At 28.8% G+C, this 16766-nt stretch carries 16 protein-coding genes, 1 pseudogene and 1 riboswitch; of the genes and pseudogenes, 13 read left to right on the top strand and 4 right to left on the bottom strand.

Annotated features, from left to right (window positions below):
* Positions 1–107: 107 nt before the first annotated feature.
* Positions 108–872 carry a transposase gene (locus tag XO12_RS06440; protein ID WP_175419935.1) on the top strand — a complete coding sequence of 255 codons (765 nt, stop codon included), beginning with the start codon at positions 108–110 and terminating at the stop codon, positions 870–872.
* 81 nt (positions 873–953) lie between these two features.
* On the opposite strand, the gene XO12_RS06435 is transcribed toward XO12_RS06440, so the two are convergent.
* A complete protein-coding gene (locus XO12_RS06435; protein ID WP_175419934.1) occupies positions 954–2042 on the bottom strand; it encodes a tungsten cofactor oxidoreductase radical SAM maturase in 1089 nt (362 codons plus the stop codon).
* A gap of 14 nt (positions 2043–2056) precedes the next feature.
* On the bottom strand, positions 2057–3286 hold the full coding sequence (gene glp, locus XO12_RS06430; RefSeq protein WP_175419933.1) for a gephyrin-like molybdotransferase Glp: 1230 nt from the start codon (positions 3284–3286) through the stop codon (positions 2057–2059).
* Between the two features lie 248 nt (positions 3287–3534).
* Between glp and XO12_RS06425 the strand changes: the two genes are divergently transcribed.
* The 3 genes from XO12_RS06425 to XO12_RS06415 all read left to right on the top strand — a co-directional run bounded on the left by XO12_RS06425 (position 3535) and on the right by XO12_RS06415 (position 7706).
* Positions 3535–5439: a molybdopterin biosynthesis protein gene (locus tag XO12_RS06425; protein ID WP_175419932.1), complete on the top strand. Its 1905-nt coding sequence runs from the start codon at positions 3535–3537 to the stop codon at positions 5437–5439.
* Between the two features lie 64 nt (positions 5440–5503).
* Positions 5504–5621: riboswitch (molybdenum cofactor riboswitch) on the top strand.
* A gap of 7 nt (positions 5622–5628) precedes the next feature.
* A complete protein-coding gene (locus XO12_RS06420; protein WP_175419931.1) occupies positions 5629–7428 on the top strand; it encodes an aldehyde ferredoxin oxidoreductase family protein in 1800 nt (599 codons plus the stop codon).
* A complete protein-coding gene (locus XO12_RS06415; protein WP_175419930.1) occupies positions 7425–7706 on the top strand; it encodes a MoaD family protein in 282 nt (93 codons plus the stop codon). Before XO12_RS06420 ends, XO12_RS06415 begins: the two co-directional genes overlap by 4 nt.
* 65 nt (positions 7707–7771) lie before the next feature.
* Here XO12_RS06415 and XO12_RS11225 read toward each other — a convergent pair whose 3' ends face one another.
* Together XO12_RS11225 and XO12_RS06400 are read right to left on the bottom strand one after the other, a co-directional pair.
* Positions 7772–8050 carry a hypothetical protein gene (locus XO12_RS11225; protein ID WP_047265506.1) on the bottom strand — a complete coding sequence of 93 codons (279 nt, stop codon included), beginning with the start codon at positions 8048–8050 and terminating at the stop codon, positions 7772–7774.
* A 295-nt stretch (positions 8051–8345) separates the two neighbouring features.
* On the bottom strand, positions 8346–8684 hold the full coding sequence (locus XO12_RS06400; RefSeq protein ID WP_047265507.1) for a hypothetical protein: 339 nt from the start codon (positions 8682–8684) through the stop codon (positions 8346–8348).
* A 318-nt stretch (positions 8685–9002) separates the two neighbouring features.
* Here XO12_RS06400 and XO12_RS06395 point away from each other — a divergent pair, with 318 nt between their 5' ends.
* The 9 genes and pseudogenes from XO12_RS06395 (at position 9003) to lpdA (ending at position 15938) form a co-directional block, all read left to right on the top strand.
* Positions 9003–9233: a hypothetical protein gene (locus tag XO12_RS06395; RefSeq protein WP_175419929.1), complete on the top strand. Its 231-nt coding sequence runs from the start codon at positions 9003–9005 to the stop codon at positions 9231–9233.
* Complete coding sequence (locus tag XO12_RS06390; protein ID WP_052913163.1) at positions 9202–9591, top strand: DUF1016 N-terminal domain-containing protein; 390 nt, start codon at positions 9202–9204, stop codon at positions 9589–9591. The genes XO12_RS06395 and XO12_RS06390 overlap by 32 nt, the downstream gene beginning before the upstream one ends.
* A gap of 22 nt (positions 9592–9613) precedes the next feature.
* Positions 9614–9796 (top strand): annotated as a pseudogene (locus XO12_RS06385) (type I restriction enzyme endonuclease domain-containing protein); the annotation flags it as partial.
* A gap of 221 nt (positions 9797–10017) precedes the next feature.
* The gene (locus XO12_RS06380) at positions 10018–10872 is read left to right on the top strand and encodes a lipoate--protein ligase family protein (RefSeq protein ID WP_175419927.1); all 855 of its coding nucleotides are present in this window, start codon (positions 10018–10020) and stop codon (positions 10870–10872) included.
* Positions 10873–10884: 12 nt separating this feature from the next.
* Positions 10885–11328, top strand: a complete 444-nt coding sequence (locus tag XO12_RS06375) for a pyridoxamine 5'-phosphate oxidase family protein (protein WP_052913165.1) — start codon at positions 10885–10887, stop codon at positions 11326–11328.
* 2 nt (positions 11329–11330) lie between these two features.
* Positions 11331–12302, top strand: coding sequence for a pyruvate dehydrogenase (acetyl-transferring) E1 component subunit alpha (gene pdhA, locus XO12_RS06370; RefSeq protein ID WP_047265509.1), 972 nt, complete (start codon positions 11331–11333; stop codon positions 12300–12302).
* Between the two features lie 15 nt (positions 12303–12317).
* Positions 12318–13295: a pyruvate dehydrogenase complex E1 component subunit beta gene (locus tag XO12_RS06365; protein ID WP_175419926.1), complete on the top strand. Its 978-nt coding sequence runs from the start codon at positions 12318–12320 to the stop codon at positions 13293–13295.
* 12 nt (positions 13296–13307) lie between these two features.
* Positions 13308–14549, top strand: coding sequence for a dihydrolipoamide acetyltransferase family protein (locus XO12_RS06360; protein WP_175419925.1), 1242 nt, complete (start codon positions 13308–13310; stop codon positions 14547–14549).
* Between the two features lie 9 nt (positions 14550–14558).
* Positions 14559–15938: a dihydrolipoyl dehydrogenase gene (gene lpdA, locus XO12_RS06355; RefSeq protein WP_175419924.1), complete on the top strand. Its 1380-nt coding sequence runs from the start codon at positions 14559–14561 to the stop codon at positions 15936–15938.
* The last annotated feature ends 828 nt before the right edge of the window (positions 15939–16766 follow it).

Raw genomic sequence — 16766 nt, 5'->3', positions numbered from 1 at the left:
TATTTGTTTCATTAGTGTTTAAAAATAAAGAATTTTTTGGTGGCAAATAATTAAGACTTAATTAATGTGGTAAAATATATATAGAAAGGGATGAAAGGAGTATTGAAATGATAATAGTAGATAAGATAAAAGATGATAAAAAAGCTGAAGAGTTTTTAATGGAGATTGGTGTTTTAAAATTAAAAAAAGAATGTCCATATTGTGGTTGCAAAGAAATTTATTCAATTAGAAGAAATCATTTTAAGTGCAAATCATGTAGAAGAGAATGGTCTAAATATAATGAGAGTATTTTTAAAGATATAAGAATAAAGCCTTTAAAATTTATAAAAATAATACATGAACTTGCTAAGGGGAAGATGCTAAAAAGAATCTCTGAAGATCTAAAAGTTTCATATAACACTGTTTTGAAGATCAGGAAACTGCTTTTAAAAAGATTTATAAAGAAAATTTTTGGGATAGACAAAGTCAAAGAAAAATTTTCAATTGGTATAAGATTTAAAAATAATGATATTGAGTTAAAATATATAGAAGAGTTGTATATAGAAGGATTAGAAAATATAACCAATGAAAAACTCGGAAGATTGTATATATTCAAAAATATACATGGATATGATTTATATATAGTTTTCTCTGAAAAGGTTATTAAAAGTCTGGAAAAGAAATCAAAAAAAATAAATCTTAAAGAAGCGAGAAAAGAATTGCATAATTATATCAAGCATTTTTCAGAAAAAATTTTACGTGGAAAAATTTCTAATAAACACACATTGCTTTTTACTCTCGCTCAATCATATGTCATTCAAACTTCTGGAAGTGAAAATCTTTTTTTGATTTTTATGGAATTACTAAAATCAAATGAAGAGATTCCAGAATAACTGGAACCTTTAAATATAGTCTTCAATTGAAATAGAGGATTTTGAATATGTATTATAAGAAAAAAATGAAATAAAGATTATTTATGGACATAATATTATATTTCTCCACCATATACAATCTGCACAGGATGGTGTATTTCCCCAGCAATCCTGTTCTGTTGATTCGACAAATTGACATCCGTTTTTTAAATCACAATCTGTGCAAGAGGGGAAAAGTGCATTTTTTACTTTATACCTAAACCAGGAATAATCTTTTGATATCCAGATATTCGAAAGTTTTTCCTTTAAAATATTTCCAAAAGAATAAGATTTTATTTCTTTTTTTTGACCGTATACATATTCTATGCCATTATGTAAAAATCTATAGCAAGGCACAACTTCTCCGTCCCATCTGATAACAGTTGAATTATTCTCTATAAAATTACAATGTCTTTCAGTTTTTAATCTAAAATTAGGAATTATTGCACTAACTTTTGCTGTTACAGCATCTGAAATTTGTTTTCTTAAACTTATATCTTTTTCCTTATCATCCTCTTTATACAATTCTAAGCCGAGAAAATGTTCATATACAGGAAGTATGTTTGAAATTACCACTTTTCTAATACCATATGGCAAAAGCGCTTGAATAATACCTTTAAAATCATTATAATTTTTTTCAGTTAATACAGTTTCTATTGATAATGCAGGTTTTCCTGTTCCCTGCATTTTTTTTATATTATCAATTTTTTCAAGTAATTTTCTAACGTATTTAAAACTCGGATGACCTACATCACCCGTTTCAACAGAAATTATTATTTCATCTACTTTTAAATTTATTAATTTCACTAACTGCCAATCATTCAAAAAATATCCATTGGTTGTTATTGTTAACATATATCCAGCATCTTTTACCTTTTTCACCATATAAAAAAAATGTGGGTTCATTGTACATTCCCCAATACCTCCAAAAACAACATGATCAACATCAGAAAAATCTTTTAAATCGTTCATAACTTTTTCAAAAATATTCTTTGTCATAATCCCTTCTGAGTCAGTAAATGTATTTTTAAAACACATAGGACAATCAAGATTGCATCTAGATGAAAGTTCTAAATATATTTTTTTCAAGTTTAATTTTGGTTTTAAAATTAATTGAGCAGAACTCATTTCAAAGATATACTCTTTTTTCACTTTTCCATCTCCTATTATTTAAAACTATAGAATTCACAAATCTCATCTTTATAAAGTCCTTCTTTGCCAAGGGGAATTCTTATAATTCCATCTGACATTCTAAAAGGAGAAGCTATGCCAGATTCACCAAGAATAGGATGAGCTATAAATTCGTTTTCTCTGTTTTCTAGTTTCGCAAAAATAAATCTTTCTCTACCTTGAACAGATGGAACATTCGTAGAAACTCTAACATAATTTGAAATTTGCGGTAAATATTCTTTATATCCAGTTATCTTTTTCAATATTGGAAATAAAAATAAATATGAACTCACAATAAATGATGTTGGATTTCCTGGAAGACCTAAAATAACTTTTTCATCTGTTTTTCCAAAAATAACAGGTTTACCCGGTTTTACCTGAACACCATTATAAAACACTTCACCAAAATATTCTATTGTAGATAAAGAATAATCTCTTGCTCCTAATGAACTTCCACCAGAAATTACCACAACATCTCCATTTTCAAGTCCCCATTTGACAGCTTCTTTAAATTCATCCGGATTATCTTTTACTAATTTATACCTTTTTGCCTGATATCCCTTACTTGTTAACCATGCCATTAATGTGTAAGAATTTCCATCTCTTATTTGAGTTTTTTTTCTAGAAACTGATGGTTCTACAACTTCATCACCAGTTGGCACAATACATACTATGGGTTTTTTATAAACTTTTATTTTTGTTATTCCTAAACTCATTAAATTGTGAACATGTCCAATATTAATTATTTCACCTTTTGAAATTATAATATTACCCTTTTTTACGTCTTCGTCTTTTTTTAAAACATTTTCTCCAGGAGCTACAGATTTATATATTTCAACTCTTTTTCCAATTTGATTCGTATTTTCAACCATAACACATGCATTTGCCCCTTTTGGCAACATACCTCCTGTTGGGATTTTTACGCATTCTCCGGATTTTATCTCTTCACTATACTCTTCACCCATAAAAACCTCTCCAACAACCTTTAAAAACGCAGGATTGCCGTCACTTGCGCCAAATGTATCTTCTGCAAATACTGCATATCCATCTATTGTTGATTTATCAAATCCAGGCAAGTTTTCTGGAGAATATATATCATCTGCACTTGCAAATCCTATTGTGTCTTCTGTATTTAATTCAAAAGTTTCCCCATAAAAATTCAATTTAGATATGAAATTTTCATATATTTCTGTTCTTGGAACAAACTTCTGGAATCTTTTTTTCATGAAATTACCTCCTCAATAATTTTCAAATAAAGGAATAGATTTTCACCAAATTTTTTTTAAAAATACAATCATTTATCTTAATTCTTTATATGCAATAAAAATACTTCTATTTTGAATTATATCATTTTTCATTTTTTTTACAAAATCCTGTATTTTTTCTCACGAAAATTAAAATAAAAATAAAGTTTATTTTTTTGTCATTTTATTGTATAATTAAAAATAAAAAGATTTTTTCAGGGGGTGGAATTTTGAAAAGACGTTTTTATTTAAATAAAAAAGATTTAGAAGAAGCTATTAGCATTTATTTTAAGGAATTAAAATATTATTTTTCAAATGATGATGTAGAAATTATACATTCAAGAAATGCATTTAATAGAGTTACAGGGAAACCAATTTTTGCAAATGAAAATGTACCATCATACAATAGTAGCGCAATGGATGGTGTAGCTGTTATAAGTAAAAAAACATATGGTGCAACAGAATCAAATCCAATAATTTTAGAAAAAGGAAAGGATTTTGAATACATAAATACAGGTTTTCCAATAATCCAGCCATATGACGCAGTGATAATGATCGAAAATGTTGAAATTTTAGATGAAACCAGAATTAAAATACGAAATAGTGTTTTTCCGTATAAAGATGTAAGAAAAGTAGGAGAAGATATTTGTGTTGGTGAAATGCTGTTTCCAAGATATCATACACTAACAGAATCTGATATTTCATTCCTCCTAATGGCTAAAGTTTTTGAAGTACCTGTGATAAAAAAATTAAAAGTTTTACTTATTCCAACAGGAAATGAAATTGTTGAACCAGAGAAAAAAACAGAAGAGTTTCAAATACCAGAAACTAATTCATTAATGATAAAAAATTATATAGAAAAATTCAATGCAGAGGTTGATGTCAATGAAATTTTGCCAGATGATTTCGAAATTATCAAAAATACTATTATTTCAAAAATTGAAAATTACGATTTGATATTGTTAAATGCAGGTTCTTCTGCAGGTTCAAAGGATTTTACATATTATGCGATAAATGAAGCTGGCAGAGTTATTATACATGGATTAAATATTAAACCTGGAAAACCTGCTATTTTAGGAATAATAAAAGAAAAACCCATAATTGGTCTTCCAGGTTTCCCTGTTTCGTGTAATATAATTTTAGAAGATATAATAAAACCATTGATATTAAAAAAGTCCAAAATGGAAATTTATTATGATAATCAGTTTGTAAATGGAATTTCAGGAAAAAGAATACATTCATCAATTACAGAAAAAGAATATTTGAGAGTTGGGATTGGAAAGGTTAAAAATAAATATGTAGCAATACCTTTAAAAAGAGGAGCGGCTAATATTTCCGCTGTTTCTAAACAAGATGGAATCGTTTATATAGATAAAGGTATAGAAGTTTTAGAGGATGGCGAAAAAGTAAAAATACAATTAAAAAGAGAAAAAAAATTAATAGACAAAAATATTTTAATTATAGGAAGTCATGATTTATTAATAGATTTACTGGCTGATTTTGTAAAAATATATGATAAAGACATAAATATTGTTTCTGCCAACGTAGGAAGTCTGGGTGGGATAATATCAATAGCGAAGGGATATGCGCATCTTGCAGGAATGCATTTACTTGATCCAGAAACGGGAAAATATAATATCAGTTATATAAAAGATTATTTAGATAAATTTACACTGGTAAATTTATCATACAGAGAACAGGGATTTATTGTTCAAAAAGGTAATCCAAAAAATATTAAGAATTTTGAAGATCTAACAAAAAATGGAATCAGGTATATAAACAGGCAAAAGACAGCCGGCACACGAATTTTGTTGGATTATTATCTGGGAAAAAATAACATCTCTCCAGAAAATATACACGGTTATGCTGACGAAGAATATTCTCATGTAAATCTTGCCTTAAAAATCAAAAAAAATATGGCTGATGTTGGTTTGGGAATTAGAGCTGCAGCTAAAATATATGATCTGGATTTCATTCCTGTGGCTTTAGAAAGATATGATTTATTAATTCACGAATCATTTTTGAATGATGAAAGATATAATCTTGTAATGAAAATAATCACTTCAGAAGAATTTAAAAAAGAAGCAGAAAAACTTGGTGGATATATATTGAAAAATACAGGAGAAATATTATAAATATGTTTTTCAAAAATTTAAATTTTAATTGATTAATTATTAATTTTTGTGATAAAATATTATTGGGCAATACCCCTTCCGAGCCTTTATACCTAAAGCATATGCCATGGTAAAAGGCCAATGGGTATAACTGGAAACGGTTATGCCTCCCGTGTTTGGAAAGGAAGGAGAATAAAAAGGAGGGGTAAAATGTCTTTTAATGGCAAAATTTTAAGAGTTAATTTAACAGAAGGAAGTGTGAAAGTTGAGGAGTTGCCTAAAGATGCAGAGTTATATTTAGGCGGAAGAGGTCTTGCAACAAAAATGTTTTATGATGAAGTAGGCCCGGAAATCGATCCTCTTTCACCTGAAAACAAGCTATTTTTTGCTACAGGGCCATTAACAGGAACAGCAGCACCTACTGGGGGAAGATACATGGTTGTAACAAAAGGTCCGTTAACAGGGACTATTGCATCAAGCAACTCAGGAGGGTATTTTGGGGCTGAATTAAAGTTTGCAGGTTATGACATGATAATTGTTGAGGGAAAATCTGAGAAGCCCGTTTATTTATCAATTAATAATGAACATGCAGAAATTAAAGATGCAGAACATTTATGGGGAAAGGATGTATTTGAAACTACTGATAAAATGTTGGAAGAATTTGGCGACAAAAAGGCAAGAGTTGCCTGCATTGGACCGGCTGGTGAAAAATTGGTAAAATTTGCTGCAATAATGAATGATAAACATAGAGCAGCCGGAAGAACAGGCGTTGGTGCTGTAATGGGAAGTAAGAATTTAAAAGGTATTGTTGTTAGAGGAAAAAATAGACCATCTGTAAAAGTTCCTGCCAGATTTATGGAAGTGGTAAAAGAAAAAGTAAAGAAACTTAAAGAAAATGGTATTACAGGTGAGGGATTACCAAAATTAGGAACTAAAGTTTTGGATAATATAATAAATCAAAACGGACTTTATCCAACAAATAATTTTCAAGATTCTGTATTTGAACTTACAGATGAAATTTCAGGTGAAGCATTAGTTGAAAAAGGCTATTTAATTAAAAATATGCCATGTTTTGGCTGTCCAATAGCCTGTGGAAGAAGAGTTACATTACCTAATGGAATCGAAACTGAAGGCCCCGAATACGAAACAGGTTGGGCCTTTGGTGCGGATTGTGGAGTTTCAGATTTAATTGCTATCGTAGAAGCAAATCATCTATGTAATCAATATGGTTTAGATACAATATCTACTGGAGCTACAATTGCCTGTGCTATGGAAATGTATGAAAAAGGTATTATTAAAAAAGAAGAGTTGAATAATGGACCAGAATTAAAATTTGGAAGTTCCGAAGCAATAGTATTTTACACAAAACAAATTGGTATGCGTGAAGGTATCGGAGATAAATTGGCTGAAGGATCATATAGATTCGCTGAAAGTTATGGTCATCCAGAATTTTCAATGACAGTTAAAAAACAGGAAATACCTGCATATGATCCAAGAGGGGCTCAAGGACATGGATTAGAATATGCAACAAGTAATAGAGGAGGATGTCATGTAAGAGGATATATGATTTCTCCAGAAATATTAGGAGCACCAGAAAAATTAGATCCACAAGTGCTCGATGGGAAGGCTGCATGGGTTAAGGCTTTTCAGGATTTAACTGCAGTAATAGATGCTGGAGGGTTATGTTTATTTACATCATTTGCACTTGGAGCAGACGACTACAGAGATTTAATAAATGCTGCTTTAGGCTGGGATTTATCAACGGAAGAATTATTAAAAATAGGTGAAAGAATATGGAATTTAGAAAGAAAATTTAATCTGGAAGCTGGTATAGATCCATCACAAGACACATTACCAAAGAGATTACTTAAAGAACCGGTAAAAGAAGGTCCAAATAAAGGTCAGGTAGTTCATTTGGAACAATTATTGCCAAAATATTATGAAATTAGAGGTTGGAATAAAGAAGGGAAACCAACAGAAGAAAAACTTAAGGAGTTAAAGATAATATGAAAGTAGAAATCAAATTTTTTGCTACTCTGAGATTATATCTCGGAGTAGCTTCTTTGACTTTAAATTTGGATAAACCAATTATAGTAGACGAATTAATAAATATACTTGTTGAAAAATTTAATGATAAAAATGTTAGAGAATATTTAGTAGAAGGTAAAAAAATAAAAACTGGAACAATGATCTTAATAAATGGGAAAAACATATTGCATATTAACGGATTAAACACAGTGGTAGAAGAAGGTGTGATTTCAATATTTCCTCCAGCAGGTGGGGGATAATATTGTTATGACAATGGTGGCATAATATAGTTATAATTTCAAAATGCAAAAACATAAAAGCAGCTTTATTTTACGCTAAAAAAACTATAAACGTAATTATAAGCTAACCGGGGTTTTCCCAGGTTAGCTATTTTATTATTTATTATGAATATGCTGTTAAGTTGAGTAACCCATGACCGGATAGCGTAAATACTATAACTTTTTTCTAAAGCTTCACTTATAGCTATTCCAAGACTACCTGGATTTTCTTTATCTATATCTAACATTTTTTTACCAAAATTAGTATCTAAACTCTGGCTTGGTGTTACCTTACCTCCAAAAAGATTTATGAGATGTTTTCTCATCTGATATTATCCCTTTTTTTCCACTCTTTTTGGAAGAGAGCCTTAATTATATTTCATTCTAGAAAAATTATAAAGGGTGTCCAAAAAGTAAAGTTGCTCAAACCTTAATTGCTAATCTTCAAAAATAGCATATTTTCGCCGGTCGTATCAGACTCACATCCATGTTCGGCTTCACTCAATTTTGCATCCATGCAAAATTGACCGGCTTCATATGCTATTTTTTCAGGCAATTTTCGAGTTTTCGCTTACTTTACTAATTGGACACCCTAGAAAAATTATATTTAAATAACAAATGTTATTTAATTTTCTCAATACGTTTAGAAATATTTGGTTTTATGAATAATCTTACTAGTTCAGTAATAAAAATAAGTACTACTATAAAATGTTTCCAGATAAGAAAATATGTAATGCTAAAAAAAACAATAAGATAGAAAAAATTTATTATATTACTTTTTTGATTATATTTACTTTTTATCAAAGAAAAAATAATATAAGAAAAAATTAACAATACAGAAGATATCAAATAATTTACTGTATTTTGTCTTATTATAAAATTATCTGATATCTTTGATAATAATAAAAATATATAAGGATATAATCCTAATATTATTGTAATAACTATTTTTTTAGCCATTCTACAACATCAACTCCTATAGCTCCTTGAATTGCTCCTATAGCAATACCGGGTACTATACCAGGTCCCCCACTAGCAGCTGCTCCCCAAAGATCACCAACTATAGCACCGGCTGCTGCGCCATATGCAGTTTCTTTCCATCCTTCAATCCCTTTTTGGTTAAATTCTTCAATTTTTTGAGCACCATATTAAAATTATACTAAATCTTCATTTTAAAATTTTATTCACAAGTATTATATAAAAAAAAAAGAAAAGTCAATACAAATAAAAAAATTTACAGTATATTTTCAATAATTAAATTGATAATTAATATATCAGGTGATCAAACTTATACTGGAAAATCTTGAAAAACCAGTTATAAGTGAGGATGAAAAAATGAGTGATCTATTAAAAGAAAAAGATTATACCAACTGGTTAAGAGATTTAAAGAAAAAATTAAGGGAAAACCAGCTAAAAGCAGCAGTTAAAGCTAATTCAAAACTGTTTAATTTCTATTGGGAACTCGGAAAAGAAATAGTTGAAAAACAAAAAAGCAAAATGGGGAGATAAATTAATAGATAAGTTAAGCAAAGATTTAATTTCTGAATTTCCTGATGTAAAAGCTTTTTCACGTAGAAATTTAATGTATATTCAAAAGCGGTATTTATTTTATTCTGGAGATAAAAAATTAGTGCAACAAGCTGTTGCACTAATTACAAAAATTCCATGGGAACATAATCTTGCAATAATTTCAAAATATAAAAATCCAAAAGAAGCTCTATTTATATGTAAACAAGGTTATAGAAAACGGATAGTCAAGAAATGTCTTGACTCATCAAATAGAAGCGATTTATATAAAAGATCAGGAAAAGCAATTACAAATTCTGAAATAACCTTACCTTTAATCCAATCTGATCTTGCTAAATAAACGTTAAAAGACCAATATTGTTATGAAACATAAGAATATAGCTATTGAAATTCTTAAAAAATTGATAAATGATGAAATAAAGGTGAAAATTAGAAAAAATCTTGTAAAAAGCAAATCATTAGAGGAAATGCTTAAAAATTCTATAAAAAGGTATCATAATAATATTTTAACAGCGGTAGAGGTAATTGACGAATTAATTGATATTGTAAACACAGTTATAAACTAACCGGGGCAAAAAAAAAGCTCCGGTTAGTTTGTTTTGTAAACGATGAAATAATTATTTTTATTCTTAATTTTACTTAAACAACATACAAAAATTACACGAAAATTAAATTTGTAATGTTTTCGAAACTTTTAATTCCGATGAAAATGGTAGAATTTAAATGGAAATAAAATTAAAATCATTACAAAAAAGAAGGAGAAACAATGAAATTATATATAATCGAATCAAAAAATACAAATGTTTATTATAACTTGGCTATTGAAGAATATTTAATAAACAATACCAACAACAATATTTTTATTTTCTTTTGGAAAAGTAAGAATTCTGTGGTTATAGGAAAACATCAGAATCCTTGGAAAGAAATTAATTTTAATTTTGAATTGGTAAAAAATGGAGAAATCAAAATTGCCAGAAGAATTTCTGGTGGAGGAACAGTTTTTCATGATTTTGGGAATTTAAATTATTCTTTTGTTTCGCCCAAAAATTATTTAAATAGCCAGGAAATATTTGAAATTATAATAAAAACACTTAAAAACATGGATATAGATGTGGAAAAAAATTATAAAAACGACCTGATATATAAAGATTACAAATTTTCAGGTAGTGCTTTTTCAATAAAAAAAGATAAATTTTTGCATCATGGAACATTATTAATTGATTCGAATCTTGAGTTTTTAAATAAGGTCTTGGGAAAAAACGAGAAAATCGAAACAAAAGCTACAGAATCTAAACCTTCTAAGGTAATAAATCTTAAAGAAATTAATTATTGTATAAACGAAGAAATGATAAAAAACAATATTATAAGAGAAACATCAAAATATCTAAGATTAACAACTATTAAAGTTTCTACAAAATATTTTAGAGATGAAAGTTTAATAGAAAAACACAAATCATGGGAATGGGTATATGGAAATACACCTAAATTTATTTTTAAATTTGAAGATAATGAATTTAATGTTGAAAATGGTTATATAACATATATTAATTCAAAAAAATTAAAAAATCCATTGAAGTTTGATTTGATGAATTTTGAAAATTTAAATTACCAAAAAGTTTAGGAGGCGCTTATTATGGATAAAAAAGAAGTTATGAAAAAATTAGGAAAATTTCTTGCTGAAACAAAAACCGGTGTTTTAGGATGGGTTAATAAAGACGGTTATCCAGAGTTGAGATGGATGTCACCATGCTTGATGCCTTATAACACAGACTGTACTTACGCAATCACATTAGAAGATTTTCCAAAAGTAAATGATCTAAAAAATAATGGTAAAGTTCAATGGTTAATTCAAAACAAAAGTCTAACAGAGGTTATAAATATTTATGGAAAAATAAACATCATTGAAGATGCTCTGTTTAAATCAGAAGTTTTAGAAAATTTATCCTCAAATTTAGTAGCTATATGGAAATTAGAAGATGATGCGGAATTTGTTGTATTAGAAACAATAATAGAAGAAATCGTATATTACGACACAATGAAAGGAATAAAGGAAAGAATTAATTTTAGGGAGGAATAATTATGAAAGATTTAAAAAATTACGATACCAAATTACTTAAAGATTTATTATTTAAAATGCTTTTAATAAGAAGATTTGAAGAAAAAGCTGCTCAGGCATATGGATTAAAAAAAATAGGTGGATTTTTACACCTATATATAGGTGAAGAAGCTGTAGCAGTTGGTTCAATTTCAAATTTAGATATGACAAAAGACTATGTTGCCGCAGCATATAGAGATCATGGACATGCATTAGCAACAGGTTTAGATCCAAATTCTTTAATGGCAGAACTATATGGAAAAATAACTGGTTGTTCAAAAGGGAAAGGTGGATCGATGCATTTTTTTGATTATAAAAAACATTTCTTTGGCGGAAATGGAATCGTAGGTGCTCAAATACCTGTAGCTACAGGTATTGGTTTAAAAATAAAATACAATAAGGAAGATGGTGTTGTATTGTGTTACTTTGGTGATGGTGCAATTCACCAGGGAGCTTTCCATGAAAGTTTGAATTTAGCAAAAATATGGAATTTACCTGTTGTGTATATCTGTGAAAATAACCATTACGGAATGGGAACTGATTATAGGAGAGTTTCAGCAATAGATGATTTTTCAATAATGGCCGATTCATATGCAATGAATGGAAAACAAGTAAATGGAATGAATGTTTTAGAAGTTTACGAAGCAACTAAAGAAGCTATTGAAATAGCAAAAAATGGAACTCCAGTTTTACTTGAAGCTAAAACATACAGGTTTAAAGGTCATTCAATGAGTGATCCTGCAAAATATAGAACAAAAGAAGAACTTGAAAAATATAAGCAAAAAGATCCAATAATAAGTTTTAAAGAGTTATTGAAAGAAAATAATATTATTAGTGAAGAAGACTTTCTTGAAATGGACAAACAATGCAAAAAGATTGCAAAAGATGCTGCTAAATTTGCAGAAGAAAGTCCTGAACCGGATTTAGATGAATTATATACGGATATTTACGCTTAAAAGGGAGTGAGAAAGATGCCAATTATTACTACGAGAGAAGCCATTAGGCAAGCTATGGATGAGGAAATGTCAAGGGATGAAAATGTAATTTTAATGGGCGAAGAAGTCGCGCAATATAACGGAGCATATAAAGTTAGTCAAGGACTATATGATAAATATGGTGAGGAAAGAGTTATAGATACCCCTATTACAGAAAGCGGATTTGCTGGTGTCGGAATTGGTGCTGCTATGGCAGGGTTAAGGCCTATTGTTGAATTTATGACATTTAATTTCGCACTTCAAGCCTTTGACCAGATTGTAAATAACGCTGCAAAAATGAGATATATGTCAGGTGGACAATTCAAGGTTCCGATAGTCTTCAGAGGACCTAATGGACCTGCAGAATATTTAGCTTCCCAGCATTCACAGGCTACACAAACTTTTTTTGCACACGTGCCAGGTTTAAAGGTTGTAGCTCCAGCTACACCATATGATGCAAAAGGACTTTTAAAAACCGCAATAAGAGATGATAATCCAGTTATATTTTTAGAAGGGGAATTAATGTACTCCTGGGAAGGTGAAGTTCCTGAAGAAGAATATACAATAGAATTTGGAAAAGCAGATATAAAACGAGAAGGAAAAGATGTAACTATAATTACCTATTCTAAACCTTTAAAAGTAGTATTAGAAAGCGCAAAAGAACTTGAAAAAGATGGTATTGATGTCGAAGTGCTAGATCTAAGAAGTATAAGACCTCTAGATGAAGAAACAATATTAAATTCTGTAAAGAAAACAAATAGATGCGTAATTGTCGATGAATCGTGGCCATTTGTAAGTGTTGCTTCTCATGTTGGATGGCTAATTTCAAATAAAACATTTGATTACTTAGACGCACCAGTTGAATTGGTAACAAATGAAGATGTACCTATGCCTTATAACCACAAATTAGAATTAGCAGCACAACCATCTGTTGATAAAATAATAAAAGCTGTTAAAAAAGTTTTGTACATTTAGGAGGACGATATTATGGCTGAAAAATTACTAATGATTGCCTTATCTCCCACAATGGAAAAAGGCACTATCGTAAAATGGGTAAAAAAAGAAAATGAATCTTTCACAGAAGGAGATGTTCTCTGTGAAGTTGAAACAGATAAAACAACAATGGAATATGAAGCAACAGAAGAGGGAACATTATTAAAAATACTTGTTCCTGAAGGTGAAAAGGCTGCTGTTGGTGACCCTATAGCAATATTTGGTGAACCTGGAGAAGATATTTCTAGTTTATTAAATGAAAATATTGAGAAAGTGAAAAGTGAAGAGATAAAAAGTGAAACAACAGAAAGAAAAACTGTTGGAGAAATTGAAAATATTAAAGCTAAAGAAGCTAAATTTGAAAGTATTTCAGACAGAATTAAAATATCGCCTTTAGCAAAAAAAATAGCATTAATGAAAAACATTGATATAAGAAGAATAAAAGGAACTGGTCCAGAAGGAAGAATAATCAAAAGAGATGTTGAAGATTATAGCACTGCAACAGTTTCTCAAGCAACAATGCCGCAAGATAAACCTATCTATGTTGAGACAAGTGATGAAGATAGAGTAATTCCATTATCAGACAAACGCAGAATTATTGGTGAAAGATTATCAAAATCAAAATACACGTCACCACATTTTTATTTAACTCTTAGCGTAAATATGGAAAATATAATGGAAAATAGAAAGACGATAAACAACAGATTGAACGAAAAAATATCAATGAATGCATTTTTGATAAAAATAATTGCCAATACATTGAGAAAACACAGAAGAATAAATTCAACTTTGCAAAATGACAAAATAATTGAATTTGGCAGAATTGACATTGCTTTAGCGGTAGCTCAGGAAAATGGGTTAATTACACCTATTGTAAGGAATGCTGATAAAAAAGGAATTTTACAGATAGAGAATGAGTTAAGAGAATTAATAGAAAAAGCAAAAAATAATAAATTGGAACCAGAAGAATATACAAATGCAACATTTACAATTAGTAATCTTGGGTCATTTGGAGTAGATGAATTCACAGCGATAATCAATCCACCAGCTTCAGCAATACTTGCTATTGGAATGATAAAAAAGGTACCTATTGTCGAAAATGATGAAATAATTATTAAACCAATGATGAAAATGACTTTATCTTCAGACCATAGAGTAATAGATGGTGCAGTTGCTGCTACATTTATGAAAGATTTAAAAGAAACTTTAGAAAATCCAATATTAGCAATACTTTGAGGTGATAATATGAAATATGATTTAATTATTTTAGGTTCAGGTCCAGGTGGTTATGTTGCTGCAATTAGAGCTGCACAATTTGGATTGAAGACTGCAATAATAGAAAAAGATAAAGTTGGTGGAGTTTGTTTAAATATAGGTTGTATACCATCTAAATCTTTAATACATCAAGCTGAAACTTTTTCAAGAATAAAAGAATTAGAATATATGGGAATAAAAGTTAATAAAAGTGAGTTTAACTATAAAAAAATATTTGAAAAATCAAGAAAAGCGGCAGATACGCTTTCAAAAGGTGTTCAGTATTTACTAAAGAAAAACAAAATCGATTTAATTTCAGGCGAAGGTAAGTTATTAAATAAAAATGAAATAATAGTAAATGATAAAGATATATACACATCAAAATTCATTTTACTTGCAACGGGTTCAAAACCCAAATCTATCCCTGGATTTGAAATAGATGAAGTGCAAATATTAAGTTCAAATGGTGCTTTAATGTTAGAGAATTTACCTAAATCAATAGCTATTATAGGCAGTGGAGTAATTGGAATTGAATTTGGTTATATAATGAACTCTTTTGGAGTTGAAGTTCATATAATAGAAATTTTAGACAGAATTTTACCAACTGAAGATTTAGAAATAGCAGAATTCCTTGAAAAAGTATATAAAAAAAGAAATATAAAAATCCACAAATCTACAAAGTCAAGAATAATAGAAAAAACAAAAAACAAAATTACATTAGAATTAGAAAGAAAAGATAGAAAAAATATTATTAATGTTGAAAAAATACTTATAGCCGTTGGCAGAGAACCAAATACCAAAAACATTGGTCTTGAAAAAAATGGTATTGAAACAGAAAAAGGTTTTGTTAAAGTTAGAGAGTATTACAAAACAAATGCAGATAACATTTATGCAATTGGCGATATTGTAAAAACACCACAATTAGCTCATGTTGCTTCAAAAGAGGGTGAAATTGTTGTAGAACATATTGCTGGACATAGTACAGAAAAATTTGTAGATATTCACAAAATCCCATCTGCTATATATTCAGAACCTCAGATAGCAAGTCTTGGTTATACCGAAGAATTGTTAAGAGAAAAAAATATTCAATATAACAAATTTTCTTTCCCATACAGAGGCGTTGGAAAATCTGTTGCAATAGAAAAATCAGAAGGATTTATTAAAATATTAACAGACAAAGAAACTAATGAAATTTTAGGAGCTCATATAATAGGTGCTGAAGCTACAGAATTAATTCATGAAGTATTGTTAGCTAAAAATTCTGAATTGTTACCTGAAGATATATCCAAAATGATACACGCACACCCCACACTCTCCGAAGGTATTATGGAGGCATTTAGAGGAATAGAAGGTTGGGCAATTCACATTTAATCTGCAATTTTAAAATGACGTCCACAATTTTTGTAGACGTCATTTTATTATCAAAACATTTCTTTTGTCAGCTTTCTTTGGAAAGAGACCCTTTTTTGTACATTTTTATTTTCCCTTATTGTTTTAATCTTCGATTCATCCATGTGAAAATATAAATAAATAAACTTATTATTAGGTATAACAAAAACAATTCGTATATTAAATATTTATTTGTTGTAGAATCAATTTTCAAAATGAAATTCAAAAAAATAAATCCCAAAGAAAAGAGAGAGATAGCTATTGTACTCTTATATATTGAAATAATAAAATAACTTATTAAAATTAAAAATATTACGTATAATGATAAAATTTTCGTAACTCCAAATATTGTGAATTCAAAAAATAGGCCAGTAACAATTAATACAATTCCTAGTAAAATTCAAGTAAAATTACAATCAATTTTTCTTTTCCTAAATTCAATAAATTTACATAATTATTTTATCACCTGATATATTTTTATGGTTAAGTTTTTGTTTAATGTATTGATGCAATTTTATATTCTTGCTATTATTTGATGTTAATGATTAATTGGTTTTATCTTATTTGATTAATTCCAGTAACCTTTCTTCATTTTCTTTTGTTGTTTTTTTGAGTATTTCCTCTGTTTTTTTGTCTGCCACTATTTTTTTTACCCTATTATCCTTTCTGTTTTTTCTATTTCACTTACGTCATGACTGGCTAATATTATCGTTTTCCCTTTTTGCGACAATTCTTCCATTATTTCATATATTTTTATTAAGGTTTAGTCTATTTTTCATCCAAATTAAGAATTAAATCCACATTTTTTAC

It is taken from the genome of Marinitoga sp. 1154 (assembly GCF_013363285.1).
Lineage (GTDB): Bacteria > Thermotogota > Thermotogae > Petrotogales > Petrotogaceae > Marinitoga.
Note: the sequence above shows the minus strand (reverse complement) of the source record. Positions and strands in the feature narration are given on the sequence as shown.